We start from the raw sequence: 18,403 nt of genomic DNA on the forward strand, positions 1-18,403 counted from the left end.
TATCCTTTAAAAATTTATTCAACCAAAGAGAGCGAAATTTTGTTTCCTTTTTGCTCGCTCACACACACTTTTACCTGATCGCCTACGTTTAATGGGCTCTTTATCTTTGAGATGTGAAGCAGACCATCAACTCCGTCTTTTAGCTCGATAAATACTCCAAAATCAACCACGCTTTTTACGCTTCCAACAAACTCATCTCCGATATTAAATGTCGGTTTTACACGGTCTTTGTCGTGTTTAAACGGCTTTTTGCCAAACGAGCGAGAGTTCTCTTTTGAAGTGATTGAGATGATGTAGTCTTTTGCTGCATCGACGTTTTTCTTGGCGCCACCTGCGATTTTGACCTCGCCTTTTTCTCTATCAAGGTCGATCGAAACTTCAAATTTCTCGATGATCTCTTTTATAGTCTTGCCAGCTTGACCGATGATATCTACGATCTTGCTTGGATCGACGTTAAATAGCTCAAGTTTTGGCAATACATCTTCGTTTATCTCTATATTTTTATCAGCCTGTGTCATTAGAGCAAGGATGTGCTCTCTGCCACGTTTTGCTTGATAAAGCGCCTCTTTTAGCACTTCTAGGCTGATGCCTCCAATCTTGATGTCCATCTGAAGCGCTGTGATGCCATCACTTGTGCCAGCAACCTTAAAGTCCATATCGCCGTCGTGGTCTTCAAGACCCATGATATCAGTTAAAACTGCGTGTTTCTCGCCTTCAAATATAAGACCCATAGCAACGCCAGCGACAAGTTTTTGGGTATTGACCCCAGCAGCTCTAAGTGCGAGCGAACCACCACAAACGCTAGCCATTGAGCTTGAGCCGTTGCTCTCTAAAATTTCTGAAACGACCCTTATCGTATATGGAGAAGCTAGGTCGATGCTTGGTGCAAGGGCACGTTTGGCTAAATTTCCATGTCCAAGCTCACGTCTGCCTGGAGCTTTAAGTGGGCTTGCTTCGCCGACGCTAAAGCCTGGGAAGTTGTAGTTAAACATAAATTTCTCAACCAAAGGAGCTTTTTCGGTTAGGATGTCATACATCTGAGCATCGCTATCTGTGCCAAGAGTGGCAACAACTAGCGCTTGAGTTTGACCTCTTGTAAAGAGGCATGAGCCGTGAGCATTTGGAAGTACGTTTGTCTCGATGCTAATAGGTCTAACCTCTTCAAGCCCGCGTCCGTCGGCTCTAACGCCCTCGTTTATGATCTGCTCTCTTACTATTTTCTTTTTATATTTACCAAGAACATTTGAGATGACAGCCTCGTCCCAGCCCTCTTTTTGAGCTACCTCATCGCTTGAAATTTGCTTAGCGATCTTGCCAAGCTCGCTTGCACGCTCGCTCTTTGCCATTTGGTTGATCGCATTTTTAACCTCTGCTTTATAAAATTTATCGATGTAAATAGCGATATTTTCGTTTTCTATCTCTGGTTTTAGCTCAAGTGCGGCATCCTCTTTTTTATGCTCTTTAAATGCCTCTTCGTAAGCGCTGCTAGCTCTTAGTATCGCTTTGCCAGCAAAGTCGATCGCCTCAACCATCTTATCTTCGCTAAATTCATTCATCACTTGCTTTTGCGCCATGCTATCGCTTAGGCTAGGATCTATCATCGGCTCGATAGCTACCATCGGTATGAGCTGCGTAGTTTGCTGAGGCAAGCTTCTCATCTCGATCATCAAAAGCTCATCTTTTGTACCAGCAACATAAAGATCAATCGCGCTTTGTTTTAACTCAGAGTTGCTTGGGTTGATAACAAATTTATCATCTATATAGCCAACTCTTACACCACAAACTGGGCGATTTACAGGGATGTCGCTAAGGTAAAGTGCAACTGAAGCCGCATTCAGGCTCACAACTTGCAGATCAACCTCAGGATCAGCTGAAAGCACCATGACAACGATCTGTGTTGGGTAAGCGTAGCCTTTTGGGAAAAGTGGGCGAAGTGATCTATCTATGATGCGAGCAGTTAGCGTCTCAAAGTCGCCTGGCTTGGTCTCACGCTTGACGTAACCGCCTGGTATTTTGCCAGCTGCGTAAGCTTTTTCGATATATTGCACCGTTAGAGGCAAAAAGTCCTCTTCAACTTGCACATCTTCTCTTGCCACAGTTGCTAAAACTACGGTGTTTTTCACCCTTAAAAGCACTGCCCCACTAGCTTGTTTGGCTACTTTATTAAGGTCAAAAATTTCGACCTGATTATTGACTTCTATACTATATTGCATTATTTTTATCTCCTTGTTGTTTTTGTAACGGTAAATAGTGAGGGCTCTCTTCTAATATCGACATGATGCGCTCGCTCGTAGCCTCGATCTTTTTCTCGTAATACGAATCCACATCGATAAAATCAACGATCTTGTTTATCGTGTAAATTTCATCGACCATATCATTTAAATTTGCAAAGACATCAGTGGCTATCATCGGCGTTGCGTATGAGATGGATTTTACCTTCACATCAAGCAGCGTCTTTATGCAAATGAGTGCCGTCATGCCAGTCTCACACCCCTCATCGATCAGTAAAATATTCTTGCCCTTTAGCTCTCCTATCAAATTTCCTTTTCTATATTTATAGACATTTTTTAAAATTTTCTCTTCATATTTTCTATGTGCTTCGCCGTAGATGTAGTCATAGCTTATGTTAAAAGCTTTTATGAGAGGATCGTTTAGCACTATATCCTCAGTTTCGCTAACTATCGCTACGTCGCATTCGCTGTTGTTTGGCGCAGGGATTGGCTCGCTAAAGAGCATCTCATAGCTTAAATTTAGCCCCCTGCAAACCACATCAGTCAGGATAACTGACTCAAGCGACATGCAAAGAACTATCGTCTTAGCGTCATTTAGCTCTTTTTTTGGCAAGATCTCGATGAGCTTGTTAGCTGCATCTAGTTGATCTTTAAATTTAACGCTTGCCATTTATCTAGCCATCTTATTTGCTACTTGATGAAGTGGTGCTGCTTTGTGAAAAGTCATAGTGCAAGCCGCCCATCGGATAGAAATTTATAGTAAAGTAGATGCCACTTTTCTTAGTTGAGGCTGAGCCATTTGTCGTTGTTGTCGGCTCGACATCGTGTTGGTAGATCAGCCCGTAGTTCCAGCACTTTCTTTGATGAAGCACGCCAACTCTCCAGCTCTTTGTGTAGCTTCTCTCAAGGTCGTATTGCCAGCCGCCAATTAAGCTATATTGATGCGGGAGCTTCACGCCAGCACTACTTGTAAAGTAGCTATCTTTTGTTGCGCTATTTTTAGCCTTGCTGTCGCTCTTTTTCATCGTATGGAGCATATTTATCCAAAATAGATCGTGCGTATAGTAAAGTCCGTTTTGCACCTTTTTAAGCTCTCTATCTTTGTGCGAGTACTCAAGCTTGTTATAAACGCTAAAATTCTCAAACGGATATAGATAGATGGCATTTTTTAAATTCGAATACTCATCATCTTTTGTGTAGTAACCTTGTGAGATGCTGTGTTTGACGACTTTTCTGCCACTGCCGTTAAAGAAATACTGCGTCAAATAGCCAGAAACCTCTTCTTTGCTCTGATCTTGAGCTAAGAAATTTTCATACTCATTTAGATCTTTGTCATAGATAAACTCGTCGTCTAAATTTCCTTTTCTGTAGCCTGGTAGCAAATATTCAGCACCAAAATTTAAAGTGTGATAAAAGCTCTCATACGCCTTTGCAAGGTCTGTGTGAAGAGCAAATTTATGGTAGTTATTTACAAAATTTGCGTGTTTATCTTCTCTTTTGTCATCAAATGAATTTATCTTGTTTTCGTAGTTTATCCTTGAAGCGTAAAGGTACTCGTAAAACGAGAATGTTAGGCTATCATCAAACAGTGGCACATGCACTGAAGCTGGCAAAGTAAATTCATACTGAGTTGCTCTAACGCCTATCTTTCTATCATATCTGTGCGATTGAAGATCGAGCGAGTATAAGATATTTGGCAAGACTATATCGTCTGTAAATTTATGATACTGAAGCGATGGAAGCTCTTGAAGCGTATCTTTGTTTTCGTTCTTTGAGCCGATCTTTTCGGTATCTATGTAGTATTTTGCATAGGCACCAAAGTAGTGATCGTCATTTGCTATGAAGTAGTTAAATTTAGAGGTCACAAGCGAGTCATAGTCATCATCTCTGCCCTTTAAATTTAGATAGTCTATATCATTTAGCTTGGTTGCATCTATCCACATGCCCTCTTGCAGATCGGCCTCGCTAAGGTATTTTATGAGTTTATCTCTTTCATATTTTAGTCCGACACCTTTGTGAGTTTTGTTTTTTAGCTCAGCTCTGTTTGAAGTCTCGCTTTTTTGCTTGGCTCGGTAGCTGTTTTTATCAGTAAATGAACCAAAGCTGATCTCACCTCTTGAATCAGGCGAATCAGTAAATCTAAAAGCACCGTAAATTCCAGCGCCCCTGTTTGTCCTTATCTGCGGATCAAACTCCAGATCCCACTCATTATAAGGAGCAAAATAGACTGGTTGTTTGTAGTAAAAGCCCTCTGACTTGCCATATCCAAGCTCTGGTGGCAAAAGTCCTGTCCTTCTTGTAGTATCAGTTGAGAAGCCAAAGTATGGCAGGTAAAAGACTGGCACATTTGCTATGCGAAAGACTGGATTAAAAAGATGCAGAAATTTACTCTGTTTGTTTAGCATGGCTGAGCTTGAGGTGATGCTCCAGTCAGGATCTTGGACATTACAGCTTGAAACCATCGCCTTTCTTACTCTGTAGTACTCGCTATCAGAGCTGCTCTCATCGCTTCTCATCCACACTTCCATGTCTTTATTCATCATAAAGAGCGACTCAAAGGCAGCGTTGTTGTTTTTCAAATTTAGCTTAGCGTAGTTTGAGCGAGAGACCTCATCTTTGCCCTTCATCATATTGACATTGCCAAAGAGCTCAATGACTGAGTTGTTTTGATCATAAACAGCACAATCAGCCGTCACAAGATACTCTTGCGAATATACAACGACGTTTTTGTTTGCCGTTACGATGCCCTTATCTTGCTTCACATCATCAGCCAATAGCTGCACATCTTGCACTGCTGCACTTAAACTAAAAACACAAATTGGAATCAAAAATAAAATTTTACGCATTTATCACCACTGTTTTTGCTATTTTGTCTTGCCACGTCTGCCTTGCAGGGTTTGAAAGTGCCCACGCAAAGCCAAGATAAAAACAAGCTTCACTAACTATCCTAAATATCGCCCTAACAAGACTTTGAGTTAAATTTGGCTTATCTAAAATTTCTACATTTATACACATCGTCTTTGTTATCATCTGCCCGGGGCTTGCACCATAATACCAAACAAAAAATGTGTGATAGATGACTTTTAAAGCTACCACTTGCCAAAATAAATTTAATACTAAATTTCTAGCATCATCATAGTTAGTGCTAGTAGAAAGAGGCTCCCAATAGATGATCATAAAAAGAAACGAAACTATGATCTCATCGATAGAAAACGCCATGATCCTCTTAGCAAAAGGAGCAAGTGAAATTTCTTCGTTTTGAAGCTTCTCTTCTATCTGCATACTCATTTTAGAGCCTGCCACGCGATATCTTTTCTATAGTGTGCTCCGTCAAATTTGACATTTTCGCAAAGCTCATAGGCCTTATCACGTGCCTCTTTTATGCTCTTTGCAGTCGCCACACAGACTAGCACTCTACCGCCATCTGCGTAAATTTCATCACCATCTTTGCTCACGCCTGCGTAAGCTATATGTGCATCTTTTACATCATTTAAAACTGAAATTTTAGCCTTTGGGCTACTTTTATAAGGATAATTTTTGCTAGACATCACGACGCCAACAGCAAATTCATCTTTTAAACTAATAGGCTTTAACTCGCCTTTTGCAGCGTTTAGTAAAATTTCACTCAAATTTCCGTCGATTAATGGCATCAAGACCTCGCACTCAGGATCGCCAAATCTCACGTTAAACTCAAGCACATAAGGCTCATTTTTCACGATCATCAGCCCCACAAAAAGCACTCCACAAAACGGACTACCCTCGTTTTTCATCCCTTTTAACGTAGGTTTTACAACCTCTTCTTCGACCCTTTTTACTAGCTCTTTCGAAGCAAGCGGACTTGGAGCGTAAGCGCCCATACCGCCGGTATTTGGGCCCTCGTCGTTATCAAGCAAACGTTTGTGGTCTTGCGCCACTGGCAAGCTTACGAAATTTTCGCCGTCACAAATGGCAAAAAAACTAAGCTCAAAGCCGTCTAAGAACTCTTCAACCACCACAAATTTACCAGCATCACCAAAGCTAGCACCGCTTAGCATGTCGCTAACTGCCTCTTTGGCTTCTTCTTTAGAATTTGCGATGATGACACCTTTTCCAGCGCAAAGTCCATCAGCTTTTACGACCATTGGCACGCTTAATGTATCAATAAATTTAAATGCTTTTTCTTTATCGTCTGTGTTTAAATATTTTGCAGTTTTTATGTTATTTCTAGCTAAAAAGTCCTTCATATAGGCCTTGCTAGCTTCAAGTCTAGCAGCTGCTTTGCTTGGCCCAAAGATGAGCAAACCCTCTTTTTTAAAGATATCTACCACGCCCTCGCTAAGAGGCGCTTCAGGTCCAACGATAGTTAGCTCGATACTATTTTTTTTGGCAAAATTTGCTAGTTCATGAAAGTCTTTTATGTTTAAATTCTCACCAAGGCGTGAGGTCGCACCATTTCCAGGTGCAAAGTATAAATTTATATTTTTTTCGCTTTTTAGTTTTAGAGCAATGGCGTATTCGCGGCCGCCACTTCCTATTATGAGAATGTTCATATTATCTCCGTAAAATTAAAAACCCAAGTGGGCGTCGCATAAAAGAGTGGCCCATAAACAAAGCCAATCTTGCAAATAGATGAATGCCAAAAGGTTGCAACTTCTCGCTGGTTAAGGCTCAAACGAAGCCACATCACAAGACACTCATACCTTTTCGCTAACAAAAAAGTGTTGGACCCCGTAAAATGCTGACTCGCTTCACTCAGGCAACAAAATTATATAAATTTTTTGCTTAAAGTAACGTTTTGGCAAGTGCGATACAAGCGTTTATATCTTGGTTTTGGCTCACTATTGGCGTGGTAAATTTTAGCTCTTTTGCAGTGACCTTTCCGATGCTTATCGTCTGGTAGCTCTCGTCCCAGCCAAAATTAGTTAGAAAATTTCTCACATTTATCGGAGATGCGAAGATCAAAATGCTATTTTTTGGCGGTTTTAGCTCCATTTTGCAAGGGTTTAAGACATTTTCATAGGCAACGACCGCCTTTATATTTACGCCACCATTTTGTAAAATTTCTAAGAAGTTTGAAGCGCTATCTTTGCCTTTTAGATAAAGAACCTTTTTGCCATTTAAAAGTGGCAAAATTTCTCTTGCAAAGTCATCTCCATGAGCATTTTGCCCAGTGTAAATTTCGCTAAAACCAAACTCTCTTGCAGCCGCTGCACAACTATTTGCGATAGCAAAAACTGGTAAATTTATAGGCGAAATGTCATTAAATTTTAAAGCCTTAAAGGCATTTTTGGAGGTTGCCACAAGCGCGTCAAATTCGCTTAAATTTATCTCAAATTTCAAAAACTCTATCTTGCTAACGCTTAAATTTACAACGCTCTCATCGGCCGTTTTTGTGTTTGAGACAAGATAAATTTTACGCAACTCTTTTTAGCCCTAAAAATGAGATAAAGGCAAGCACGCTGCAAGCTAAAATGGCGATCGAAGTCGAGTAAAAAATGTCACCAAGACCAACTAGTGGCGAGATGATGCCACCTAAGAAAAATGGGCAAAATCCAAGCACTGCTGAGGCCGAGCCAGCGTACTCTCTGCCCTCATTCATCGCGAGTGATGAGGCCGTTGGCAAGATAAAGCCAGTAAAGAGTAAAAGCAAGAAAAATGCGATGATAACGCCGATCACTTCAAATTTAAAGCAAAGCATAAACGCTATAAAAATGCTAGCAAACAAGGTGCCAAAAAGCCCAGTTTTTAGCGCTTTACGTTCATTTAGCAAGCTTGCAAGCCTAGCACCTATGACGATGGCTAGGCCATTTGCGGCAAAGCAAAAGCTATAACTTACTGGACTTAGCAGGTAAAACTCTTGTAAGATAAAAGATGATGCCGCGATATAGGCAAACATCGCAGCCATCGTAAATGTCTGGATCGCAATAAATAGCATAAATTTCTTTTTTCTTAAAATTTTGCCAAAGACGCTGTAGGTCTGAAACAAAGGCACTTTTAGGCGGTTAGCAGGGCTTAGGCTCTCTTTGAAGTAAAAATTTGCGATAAATAGCAAAATGCCGATGATCGTTAGCGCCATAAAGATACCGCGCCAGTCGGTAAATTTAAGTAGCAAGCTGCCGCCTATTGGTGAAAATATCGGAGCAAGACCATTTACAACCATCATAAGACTAAAAAATTTTGTCATCTCATGGCCCTTGTAAAGGTCGCTCACAACGGCTCTTGAGATAACCAGACTGCCCGCACTTGCAAGCCCTTGGATGATGCGCATAAAGATAAAAAACTGAATGTTTTGCGCAAAAAATATAAAAATCGTGCTTATCGTGTAGATGATGAGCGAGATGGTAAGTGGCGTTTTTCGGCCAAATTTATCGCTTATTGGACCAACTATTAGCTGACCTATCGCAAGGCCTGCCATCGAGGTTGTAAGGGTTAGCTGGGTTGCTGAAACGCTTGTGCTAAACCACTCAGTTATGGCTGGAAGTGCTGGCAGGTAAAGGTCTGTGACAAATGGACCAAATGCTGAAAGCGCACCCAAAAATAGTAGTAAAAATAGTTTGGAATTTTCTTTTTTCATAGCTCTTCTTTAAATTTTAAAGGGATTATATTATGACTTTGCTTTTTGGGTTATTAAGGGTAAATTTAATGTGATTTATAAAAGAGAAAAGCCCTAAAATAGGGCTTATTTTTACATTTTGTCTTTTGTGACGATTAGAAGCATTTTGAATTTATCTTTCACTTTTAGGCCGTGTGGGATCTTGCCTGGAAGCACGATGCTATCACCCTTTACTAGATGAAAGCTCTCATCAGCTATCTTTAAATCAAGCTCACCATCAAGCGCGATAAGTAGCGCATCGCCAGGGGCAGCGTGGGTTGAGAGCTCTTGGTCTTTGTCAAAACTAAGCAGCGACATCGAGCCATTTTCGTTTTTGACAAGCGTCTTGCTAACTATCTTGCCACTCTCGTAGCTAACGGCATCTGCGAGACTAAAGACACTCGCTTTGTCTAAATGATCTATCATAACATTCTCCTTAAAATCTATTAGTAAATATTTTGTCTTCTTTGTAAATTTGAGCTTTCGCCAGGTTTTTGCCTCGATAAGGCAGGCCTCATCACGCCCAAGCCTCATCTGCTTTTCGCCGTATTCAAGCTGCGCTTCGCCGTCAATGACGAAGGCAAGGCTATCTATAAAAAGCATCTCGTGATCAAGCTCCTCGCCCTCGTCAAATGCGTATATATCGACACTTGCGTTTTTGTTTTGAAAGAGCCTTTTGCTAACGACGCTTTTTTCAACTATCTTTGTGTCTTTGTCAAGATTATAAATTTTGCTCAAGTTATATCCTTTTTTGCGAAGGATTATAATGCAAGTTTTGATAACAGTTCTTAACTTATGTTAAGGAATTTGACTATTTTAGTCCTTTTTTTAGCTTTCTTATCAAAAATCTAGCAGGATGAAGCTCAAAAAATAGCGATCTTTCTATGCAAAGTGGGCGTGCAAGCACAAGATCGGTTATCAAATTTGCTCCAAGTATCGCCGTGCCAAGGCCACGTGAGCCGTGAGCGAAATTTACAAATACATTTTTTTCGTAGCTTGCTTTTGGATTATTATCTTTATTTTTACTCCAAAATAGCCCTTTGTAGTTTTGCTTGTAAAACTCCTCGTCATGCAGGGCGCCAATTATTGGAAACCTATCTCCGCTGTAACTTCTATATCCCACACGTGAGCCGATGATGGTGGCTTTTGTGGCGTCAAAAAACTCGCTCACGTCGCTTAAATTTTTAGCATTATCCTCATCTTTAGGCGTGTCGCAAATTTCATTTCTAGCGTAGGTTGCGCCGATGACTTGCACACCTTTTACGGCTGGGCATATGTAGCCTTTTGCGCTTAGTGGCAAGGTGTTTTTTAGCACTGGTTTTAGGTGCGTGACTTGACCTCTGACACTACTTATTTGCATGTCGTAACTTCTAAATATCTCGCTACTCTTGCTACCTGTGCAAAAGACCAAGATATCAGCCTCCAAGCTTTTTTTATTTTTAAATTTAACGCTTATCTTGCCATTTTTCAGGTGCGCCCTGCTTTCGTACTCGTGGTTAAATAAAATTTCAAAGTTACTTGATAGAAATTTACAAATTTCTTTTGGTCTAGCGTATGCCGCCTCTTTTATAAATATCCCAGGATATGGCTTTAAACTCTCGTCAAATTTAAAAAGATCCTCCGCACTTTGATCCTGCCATGAAGCGTATCTTTTAACGAGCTCATCATCAAATGCATAGTCGATGCAGCCATTAAATTTGATGAGGCTTTTTGGTAAATTTGCCTTGTAAAATCTCACTGCTTGCAAAAACGCATTTATGTGCATGCGGCCTAAATTTACCCCAGGCTTCGTAACTAATGGCATCAAGGCGCCGCAGTGATTACCTGAGCCATTTGTCGCGACCTCGCTCTTTGCCTCGGCGATCACCACTTTAAAGCCATTTTTAGCTAGCTCGCCAGCTGTGGCAAGTCCAGCCACACCTGCTCCTATAACAAGCGCCGTTTTACCTTTTATGCTGGCAACTGGCTCACACCTCGCAAACCAAGCGTCCTTTAAATTTTCATCCTTTTTCTCTAGCACGGCGCTACTCATCTGGCGTTTTCTAGCGTAGCCCTCTTTTAGGCTCAGCAAAAAGCCAGCATTTTTTAGTCCATCTTTTACCATTTTTGCGCACGAGTAGGTTCTAACTATGGTGCCAACCCTGCTTAGCCTTGCGATCTGCTTAAAGACCTCTTCGCTCCAGATCGAGCCATTTTTGCTTGGGGCAAAGCCGTCTAAAAACCAGATATCAGCGGCAAAATCAAGCTCGGGCAAAATTTGATCTGCCTCGCCGTAGCAAAGATCAAGGGTGATATTTGGGGCGAAATTTATGCGGTGTATGCCAGAAATTAGCGGCGGATAGAGCGAAACTAGCTTTTTAGCATAAGCTTTAAAAATGCCTAAATTTTCATAAATTTTTAAAAGATCTTCTTTTTTAATGGGGCTTTTTTCGATGCTAACGAAGTGAAGTTTTTTAAAGCTATTTTTAAATTTCTTGCAAAGTGTGAAGAAATTTAACCCAGCACCAAAGCCAGTCTCGGCGACTATAAAGCTATCTTTGCTCTGCCAAATTTCATCAAGTGCGCTTGCAAAGACAAATTCGCTCTCAAGCCAAGGCTTGTCGGTATTAAAGTAGATATCGCCAAACTCTTCGTTAAATGGAATTTGTCCTTTAAAGCTTAAATTTGCATTTTTCATCTATTTTTTGCGAAATATCCATCTATGCCGTTTGCGATGCCGTTTGCAAGGGCTTTTTGATAGGCCTCGTCAAAGAGTTTTTCGCCCTCGACTGGATGTGTGATGTAGCCGATTTCTACAAGAACCGCCGGCATAAGAGCGCCCACGAGCACCCAAAATGGCGCTTCTCGCACGCTGCCGTCGCTGGCTGCATAGACCTTTCTAGCACTTGCTAAAATTTCTTTTTGGATGTCGATACCAAGCTTGTTTGAGGCGATGATTTTCTCGCGGTTTAGCACGTTTAGAAACGTTTGCTGCGAAAAGTAGTTCATCTCTTCGATGTCTGATTTGTTTTCAAGTGCGGCTGCGTTTTTGCTGCGCTCGCTCCTTGCAGGCGATAAGAAAAATGTCTCGATGCCGTGCATGCTCTTTGCTTTAGCAGCGTTTGGAGCGGCATTTGCGTGGATGGAGACAAAGAGGTCAGCCATCTTGTCGTTTGCAAATTTTGTTCTTGATCTTAAATTTATAAAAACGTCAGTTGATCTGGTGAAATAGACCTTGTAGCCACGAGATTTTAGTATCTCGCCAAGCTTTTTGGCTACACCTAAAACGGCTGTTTTTTCTTTTAAACTGCCATTTACAGCACCAGGGTCTGTGCCGCCATGCCCTGGGTCGATGACGATCGTTTTGTTGCGTGAAAATTTACCCGCAGCAACTGGAGGCAAAGGCTCTTCTACTGGCTCACTCTGTGCTGGCTCAGACTTTAAATTTGGCTCTATTGCGCTTTGTGCTGGCTTTTCATTTTTATTTTTAAGCTTATGAAGTGGTGCTCTTACATTTTCATTTGAGATGAAATTTTGAGCGCTGATTATTAGCAAATCCCCAGTCGCATTTGCCTTTATTGTCTTTTGCACCTTGTCAGAAAAGATGATCCTGACGGTGTTTTTGTCGTACTGCGAGATGTGGATGTAGTCTGAGATGAAATTTTTATAAGTTAGTGGGTTGCCATTTAGCCTGCCATCGATGTCCATGATATTTTTGTAGGCATTTTGCTGTTTGACAAACGATGTTTTTAGCCTTGCGGTATCTAGCTTTGTGTTAAATTTAAGCACCAAGGTATCATTTACCTTTGTGGCACTTAGTAGCGTTAAAGCTGGCAAAACCGCTGGCGCGCTGGCACCTTTTACACCATTTATCGCATTTAGGTCTCTTATATATGCGCTTGAGTCAAAGCCAAGCGCCTTTGAGCTTGTTATGAGCCTAGTGAGTGCCTGCTTTTTCGTGTTTTTGTCGTTTTTAATGATCGCATCGACGTAGATATTTTTTATATCGTTGTGAAGCTTGATCTTAGCACTTCTGTTTAGAGCCATAAAATTTCTATCAAATTTGGCAAAAGTCTCCGAATTTGTCGCCGCAAAAAGAAAACTAAATGCTAGAAAAAGAGATATTAAAACCCGTTTCATTCACCATGTACCAGCTTATGCATTAGCTCTTTTACGCTTATTAGCTCTTTTAGTTTGTAGCCGTTTGCTCCCGTGAAAAATAGCCCGCTCTCTTTTTTGCCGCTATATGCGTCAAATAGCCTATCCGCGATGCAGTATCCCACCTGCTTTGCCTCTTTGCCTCTTTGGCAAGGGCTCACGCAGTTGCTTATGCACTGGATCTTTGGACCCATTCTTTTATCGACTAAATTTATCAAATTTGTTCTTATCCCGCGAGCTGGATAGCCAACTGGGCTCTTTATAAGCTCGATGTCTTTCTCTTCAGCCGCTAGCAAGATCTCTTTAAAGCCGATGTCTGCGTCGCACTCGTGAGTGCCGATGAAGCGTGTGCCCATCTGAACGCCATTTGCTCCAAGCGATATCGCCTTTTCGATGTCGTTTTTATCCCAAATTCCACCAGCTGCGATGAGCGGGAAGTCGCCCCACTCTTTGATCTCAGCTTTTACCTGTGGGATGAGATTAAATAGTGAAAACTCAGGATCAAGGCACTGCTCGTATGTAAAGCCCTGATGGCCGCCACTTAGCGGCCCTTCAAGCACGACAGCATCTGGCAAGCGCTCATATCTTTGAAGCCAGCGCTTACAGATGATCTTTAGTGCTTTTGCGCTTGAGACGATCGGCACTAGTGCTATCTCTTTAAAATTTTGTGTAAATTCAGGTAAATTTGTAGGCAAGCCTGCACCTGAGACTATGATATTTATACCAGCCTCGCAGGCGTCTTTAACCACCCTTGCGTAGTCGTTTGCAGCATACATTATATTTACGCCAAGTGGCAAATCGCCGCAAATTTTACGTGCATTTTCTATGACTGCTCGAAGACCTCTTGTAGAGTAGAAATTTTCGCTTCCAAAAGGCTTTGCATTTAGCTCTTTATCTATAAATTTGCGGTTTTCATAGTAGCCTGTGCCAACGGAGCTTATGATACCAAGGCCACCTTCTAGGCTCACGCTGCCAGCTAATTTGTCCCAGCTGATACCAAGCCCCATACCGCCTTGAAATATCGGATACTTTATCTCATATTTTCCTATTTTTAATGGCTTTAACTCCATTTATTCAACCTTTACTTTTGCAAATTTACGCTTTCCAACCTGCAAGATATACTCGCCTGCTCCTAATTTTAACTGCTCATCACTAATTTTTTCTTGATTGATGCTAACTGCGTTTGCCTTTATGTCGCGTCTTGCTTGAGAATTTGACTCACTTAGCCCACACTGAGATAAGGCCTCTACTATCCAAATCGGCGCTTTTAAGCTAAATTCTTTCATGTCAGTTGGGAGCTGATTTTGAGAGTGAACACTGTTAAATTCAGCCATAGCAGCCTTAGCAGCCTCCTCGCCGTGATACCTCGCTGTTATCTCATAAGCAAGATCCTCTTTCGCCTTTTTTGGATGATATTTGCCACTATTTACTTCATTCATCAGCTCTTCTATCTCGCCAAGAGTTTTTGTGCTTAGTAGCTCGTACCAGCGCCACATAAGCTCATCACTTATGCTAAGCGTTTTTGCAAACATATCATTTGCATTTTCAGTTACGCCGATGTAGTTGCCAAGGCTCTTACTCATCTTATTTACGCCATCAAGCCCCTCAAGAAGTGGCATCATGATGACAGCTTGCTCTTTGCCGATATTATATGTTCGCTGTAAAGTTCTGCCCATTAGAAGGTTAAATTTCTGATCTGTGCCGCCCATCTCGATGTCGCACTTCATAGCAACGCTATCATAGCCTTGAAGAAGCGGATACATAAACTCTGAGATTGATATAGGATTGCCCGCTTTTATCCTCTTTTCAAAGTCATCACGCTCTAGCATCCTAGCTACTGAAAATGTGCTAGTTAGCTCGATCATCCCAGCAGCTCCTAGCTCATTTGACCATTTTGAGTTAAACATTATCACGGTTTTTTTTGGATCTAAAATTTTAAAAACTTGCTCTTCGTAAGTTTTAGCATTTTTTAAAACAGTCTCTTGATCTAGCTTTTTTCTAGTAGCTGACTTGCCTGTTGGATCGCCTATTTGAGCGGTAAAATCGCCTATCAAAAACTGCACTATCGCGCCATGTTTTTGAAGCAAAGCCATCTTGTTTAAAACGACTGTGTGACCTAGGTGAAGGTCTGGAGCTGTTGGGTCAAAGCCTGCTTTTACGTAGAAATTTTCGCCTTTTTCATAATAATTTTTAACCAAATTTTCAACTCTCTCAGCATCGATCATCTCGGCAACGCCGCGGTTTATCTCTTGTAAAATATCGTCTATATCTTGAACCATTTTTCTCTCCTAATTATGATATGGATCGCTTTGCGAAACAAAATCAATAATCTTATATCTATCTTTGATCTTCTCTTTGATCTCGTTTGCGTCGATGTTTTCTGCTATTTCGACGCTTATTTCAAACGTATCTCCGCTAAGATCATTTGCTTCGTTTAGCGAGATTGTAGCTAAATTTATATCAAGTCTAGCAAGATATGTTAAAAATTCAGCCAACGCACCTTTTCTGTTTTCTAAATTTAATAAAATTTTATACCTATGCGGGGCATTTCTCGTCCATTTGACAAAGATGATCTCATCGCCTTTATCCATTAGCTTGCCAGCACGCTCGCAAAGCTTGTGATGCACCGTCACGGTGTGACCATTTTTAAAGCCAACTATACTATCGCCCCTTTTTGGATTACAACAATAATCAAACTCGACATTTGAAATTTTGTGGTTTGAGTAGATCACTATATTTTCAAATTTTTGCTTTTTGATCTGGTACTTGTCGCCCAAAGAGATCATAAATGGACGCTCTTTTCTGATGTATTTTTTAAGCATATTTGCCACTTCTTGCAGATACTCGCTATCGGTTGCTGCACGAAAGACCTTTTTGCCTAAATTTTCACTCTCTACCCACTCTAAAATTCTATCTTTTGAGACGTTAAATACTGATTTTAAGATATCTATCGCCATTTTGTAGTTTATATCTCTTATCTTTTGCTTACAAAATGACCTTATCGTCGCCTTTGCCTTGCCTGTTCGCACGCTATTTATCCACGAACAGCGAAATTTAGCCTCTTCGCCAGTTACTATCCTAACGATGTCGCCATTTTTTAGCTCTGTTAGAAGTGGCATTCTAACGCGGTTTATATAAGCTTCTTTTGCGTAAAGTCCGATCTCTGAGTGTATCTCATAAGCATAATCAAGCGCCGTTGCACCTCGTGGCAAAGTAAAGACCTCGCCCTTTGGAGAATAAACTGCGATATCTTCGATATAAAGGCTATCTTTTGCATATTCATATAGCTCTTCGACATTGCTCTCGTTCTCGCTATTTTGCATGCTGATGTCATTTAGCCAGTCAAGCTTTGGATTGAGTAAGCTACCCTCGCCGTTTTTATATTTCCAGTGAGCAGCGACGCCGTATTCAGCGGTTTTATGCATATCATAAGTGCGAACTTGCGCCTCAAATATGCTTTTGTTATCAAAAATGGTTGTGTGTATCGTTTGATAGCCATTTTGCTTTGGAAGCGCGATATAGTCTTTAAATCTTGAGATGAGAGGATTAAAATTTATATGCAAATTTCCAAGTGCAAGGTAGCAATCAAGCGGCTTTTGCACGATGATCCTAATGGCAAGCAAGTCAAGCACCTCTTCGATAGAAATGCCCTTTCTTTGCATCTTTAGATAGATCGAGTAGTAGTGTTTTATGCGTTTTTGTATCTCAAAAGTGCCTTCAATAAAGCCATTTTCAAGCAAAATCTGACTTACCTTTTCGTGAAAAGCATTTAGTTTTAAGCTAAGTTGCTGCTTATTTTTGTTTAGGTAGCTATCGATCTTTGCGTATTCTTCTGGCATCGCGTATTTAAAGCTTAGATCTTCAAGCATGTTTTTGATCGATGAAATTCCCAGCCTATGAGCGATCGGAGCATAGACCATAAGCGTCTCTTCGGCTATGCGTTTTTGCTTTTCAGGCCTTAGCGCCTCAAGAGTTAGCATGTTGTGAAGTCTGTCGCAAAGCTTTACGACAAGGACTCTGACGTCTTCTATAGAGATTAAGAGCATCTTTCTAAAAGTTAGCGCTGAGCTTGCTAGTTTTTCGTTGCTATCTGAGCTTGCGAGCTTGTTTTCTCTAATGGCAACTATCTTTGTAAGCCCCTCAACCAGCTTTGCCACCTCATCGCCAAATTCAGCCTGAAGCTCACCTAGCGTTACGTCGGTATCTTCGACCACGTCATGAAGAAGTGCAGCTATGACCATGCTCTCATCGCCGCCCATGTTTGCTACGATAGAGGCTACTAAGATGGGATGGATGGCGTATGGTTCGCCACTTTTGCGGTATTGTCCAGCGTGAGATGTGACGCAGCTGTCGATAGCTTTGTCTAAAATTTCACTTCTTTCACAAAGAGAAAAGAGCAGTTTTATCGCTTCTGAAACGTTTTTACAAGCTAAAATTTGCTCTATTAACTGCTCTAAAAAAAGACTATTTTCCTTCAACTATTGCCTCTAAGCCTATTTTGCCCTCAGCCACTTCAAGTAGTGCGATGTCGGCAAATTTCATCTTTGAAGTATCAGCATCGACTAAAGCTATTGCACCATTTGCTAGCGCTTCTGCGCGCTTTGCAACGATAAGTGAAAGCTTATATCTGTCATCTCCTACTTGTTTTAGTGCTCTTGCTGTGATTTGTTCTGTTCTCATTTTTATCCTTTTTGAAATTTATTTTACAACTGAGTATAGGGCTGCTTCTTCTTCATTTATTATTTTTAATAAATTTCCAGCCTTAAACATATTACAAACTAAGATCGGCAGTGCGTTGTCCTTTGCCAAAGCTATGGCAGTATCGTCCATAACCTTGATATCATCGCTCATCGCCTTTTCATAGTTTAGTGATTTTAAAAGTTTTGCATCCTTGAATTTTTTTGGGTCTTTGTCAAAAACGCCATCAACTTTTGTCGCTTTTATGATCATATCTGAGCCGATCTCGATAGCTCTTAGCGTGGCTGCGGTGTCTGTTGTGAAGAATGGATTGCCCGTGCCTGCTGCAAAGATAACAACTCTGCCCTTTTCTAAATGACGCTGCGCACGTCCCACGATAAACGTCTCACAGATCGCTTCCATCTTGATCGCGCTTTGCACTCTTACTTCAAGCCCGCTTCTCTCAAGCGCTTCACGCATCGCGATCGAGTTGATAACGGTTGCTAGCATGCCCATGTGATCGCCGCTCGTTCGTTTGATGATACCGTCTTTTGCAGCACTCACGCCGCGCACTATGTTACCACCGCCTATTACGATGCCAACTTCGATTCCATTGTCGATGAGCTCTTTTATCTCGCTTGCTATAAATTTAAGTACAGCTGTGTCTATACCAAAACCATTTTCCCCAGCCAAGGCCTCGCCTGAAAATTTGACCAATACGCGTTTTCTCTTACTCATTGTCATGCTCCTTGAAATTCACGCATTTTAGCCAAAAAGGCTTTAAATT

General features: G+C 41.2%; 15 protein-coding genes. All 15 read right to left on the reverse strand.

All coding sequences use genetic code 11. The annotated features are described in order from the left end of the window. Positions 1-14: 14 nt before the first annotated feature. Positions 15-2,213: a polyribonucleotide nucleotidyltransferase gene (locus CYO89_RS01965; protein WP_103596953.1), complete on the reverse strand. Its 2,199-nt coding sequence runs from the start codon at positions 2,211-2,213 to the stop codon at positions 15-17. Then, positions 2,203-2,901 (reverse strand): sodium:proton antiporter, encoded by a 699-nt coding sequence (locus CYO89_RS01970; RefSeq protein WP_002941705.1) that lies wholly within the window; start codon positions 2,899-2,901, stop codon positions 2,203-2,205. The genes CYO89_RS01965 and CYO89_RS01970 overlap by 11 nt, the downstream gene beginning before the upstream one ends. Positions 2,902-2,914: 13 nt before the next feature. Next, positions 2,915-5,077: an LPS-assembly protein LptD gene (locus CYO89_RS01975; protein WP_103596954.1), complete on the reverse strand. Its 2,163-nt coding sequence runs from the start codon at positions 5,075-5,077 to the stop codon at positions 2,915-2,917. Beyond that, positions 5,070-5,519: an RDD family protein gene (locus tag CYO89_RS01980; RefSeq protein WP_103596999.1), complete on the reverse strand. Its 450-nt coding sequence runs from the start codon at positions 5,517-5,519 to the stop codon at positions 5,070-5,072. Before CYO89_RS01980 ends, CYO89_RS01975 begins: the two co-directional genes overlap by 8 nt. Then, positions 5,516-6,760, reverse strand: coding sequence for a phosphoribosylamine--glycine ligase (purD, locus tag CYO89_RS01985; RefSeq protein WP_103596955.1), 1,245 nt, complete (start codon positions 6,758-6,760; stop codon positions 5,516-5,518). Before purD ends, CYO89_RS01980 begins: the two co-directional genes overlap by 4 nt. 232 nt (positions 6,761-6,992) lie before the next feature. Then, a complete protein-coding gene (locus tag CYO89_RS01990) occupies positions 6,993-7,631 on the reverse strand; it encodes a uroporphyrinogen-III synthase (RefSeq protein ID WP_103596956.1) in 639 nt (212 codons plus the stop codon). Further along, entirely contained in the window at positions 7,624-8,784 is a 1,161-nt protein-coding gene (locus tag CYO89_RS01995) for a multidrug effflux MFS transporter (RefSeq protein ID WP_103596957.1), read from the reverse strand. The genes CYO89_RS01990 and CYO89_RS01995 overlap by 8 nt, the downstream gene beginning before the upstream one ends. A gap of 111 nt (positions 8,785-8,895) precedes the next feature. Continuing rightward, positions 8,896-9,540 (reverse strand): cupin domain-containing protein, encoded by a 645-nt coding sequence (locus CYO89_RS02000; protein WP_103596958.1) that lies wholly within the window; start codon positions 9,538-9,540, stop codon positions 8,896-8,898. Between the two features lie 73 nt (positions 9,541-9,613). Continuing rightward, positions 9,614-11,479, reverse strand: a complete 1,866-nt coding sequence (mnmC, locus tag CYO89_RS02005) for a bifunctional tRNA (5-methylaminomethyl-2-thiouridine)(34)-methyltransferase MnmD/FAD-dependent 5-carboxymethylaminomethyl-2-thiouridine(34) oxidoreductase MnmC (RefSeq protein ID WP_103596959.1) — start codon at positions 11,477-11,479, stop codon at positions 9,614-9,616. Then, on the reverse strand, positions 11,476-12,921 hold the full coding sequence (locus CYO89_RS02010) for an N-acetylmuramoyl-L-alanine amidase family protein (RefSeq protein ID WP_103596960.1): 1,446 nt from the start codon (positions 12,919-12,921) through the stop codon (positions 11,476-11,478). The genes mnmC and CYO89_RS02010 overlap by 4 nt, the downstream gene beginning before the upstream one ends. Continuing rightward, positions 12,918-14,009: a nitronate monooxygenase gene (locus tag CYO89_RS02015; RefSeq protein WP_103596961.1), complete on the reverse strand. Its 1,092-nt coding sequence runs from the start codon at positions 14,007-14,009 to the stop codon at positions 12,918-12,920. Before CYO89_RS02015 ends, CYO89_RS02010 begins: the two co-directional genes overlap by 4 nt. Next, a complete protein-coding gene (tyrS, locus tag CYO89_RS02020) occupies positions 14,010-15,218 on the reverse strand; it encodes a tyrosine--tRNA ligase (protein WP_103596962.1) in 1,209 nt (402 codons plus the stop codon). A 9-nt stretch (positions 15,219-15,227) separates the two neighbouring features. Continuing rightward, a complete protein-coding gene (locus tag CYO89_RS02025) occupies positions 15,228-17,417 on the reverse strand; it encodes a RelA/SpoT family protein (RefSeq protein WP_021088672.1) in 2,190 nt (729 codons plus the stop codon). Beyond that, positions 17,404-17,619, reverse strand: a complete 216-nt coding sequence (locus CYO89_RS02030) for a DNA-directed RNA polymerase subunit omega (protein WP_004317259.1) — start codon at positions 17,617-17,619, stop codon at positions 17,404-17,406. Before CYO89_RS02030 ends, CYO89_RS02025 begins: the two co-directional genes overlap by 14 nt. Positions 17,620-17,637: 18 nt before the next feature. Further along, positions 17,638-18,354: a UMP kinase gene (gene pyrH / locus CYO89_RS02035; protein WP_103596963.1), complete on the reverse strand. Its 717-nt coding sequence runs from the start codon at positions 18,352-18,354 to the stop codon at positions 17,638-17,640. Positions 18,355-18,403: the final 49 nt, after the last annotated feature.

The sequence above is a fragment of the Campylobacter concisus genome (assembly GCF_002913765.1).
Classification (GTDB): domain Bacteria; phylum Campylobacterota; class Campylobacteria; order Campylobacterales; family Campylobacteraceae; genus Campylobacter_A; species Campylobacter_A concisus_BB.

Bases quoted from the DNA above. Each gene is read 5' to 3' on its own strand.
- CYO89_RS01965 (WP_103596953.1), bottom strand. From the start codon at position 2,213: ATGCAATATAGTATAGAAGTCAATAATCAGGTCGAAATTTTTGACCTT.
- CYO89_RS01970 (WP_002941705.1), bottom strand. From the start codon at position 2,901: ATGGCAAGCGTTAAATTTAAAGATCAACTAGATGCAGCTAACAAGCTC.
- CYO89_RS01975 (WP_103596954.1), bottom strand. From the start codon at position 5,077: ATGCGTAAAATTTTATTTTTGATTCCAATTTGTGTTTTTAGTTTAAGT.
- CYO89_RS01980 (WP_103596999.1), bottom strand. From the start codon at position 5,519: ATGAGTATGCAGATAGAAGAGAAGCTTCAAAACGAAGAAATTTCACTT.
- purD (WP_103596955.1), bottom strand. From the start codon at position 6,760: ATGAACATTCTCATAATAGGAAGTGGCGGCCGCGAATACGCCATTGCT.
- CYO89_RS01995 (WP_103596957.1), bottom strand. From the start codon at position 8,784: ATGAAAAAAGAAAATTCCAAACTATTTTTACTACTATTTTTGGGTGCG.
- mnmC (WP_103596959.1), bottom strand. From the start codon at position 11,479: ATGAAAAATGCAAATTTAAGCTTTAAAGGACAAATTCCATTTAACGAA.
- CYO89_RS02010 (WP_103596960.1), bottom strand. From the start codon at position 12,921: ATGAAACGGGTTTTAATATCTCTTTTTCTAGCATTTAGTTTTCTTTTT.
- CYO89_RS02015 (WP_103596961.1), bottom strand. From the start codon at position 14,009: ATGGAGTTAAAGCCATTAAAAATAGGAAAATATGAGATAAAGTATCCG.
- tyrS (WP_103596962.1), bottom strand. From the start codon at position 15,218: ATGGTTCAAGATATAGACGATATTTTACAAGAGATAAACCGCGGCGTT.
- CYO89_RS02030 (WP_004317259.1), bottom strand. From the start codon at position 17,619: ATGAGAACAGAACAAATCACAGCAAGAGCACTAAAACAAGTAGGAGAT.
- pyrH (WP_103596963.1), bottom strand. From the start codon at position 18,354: ATGAGTAAGAGAAAACGCGTATTGGTCAAATTTTCAGGCGAGGCCTTG.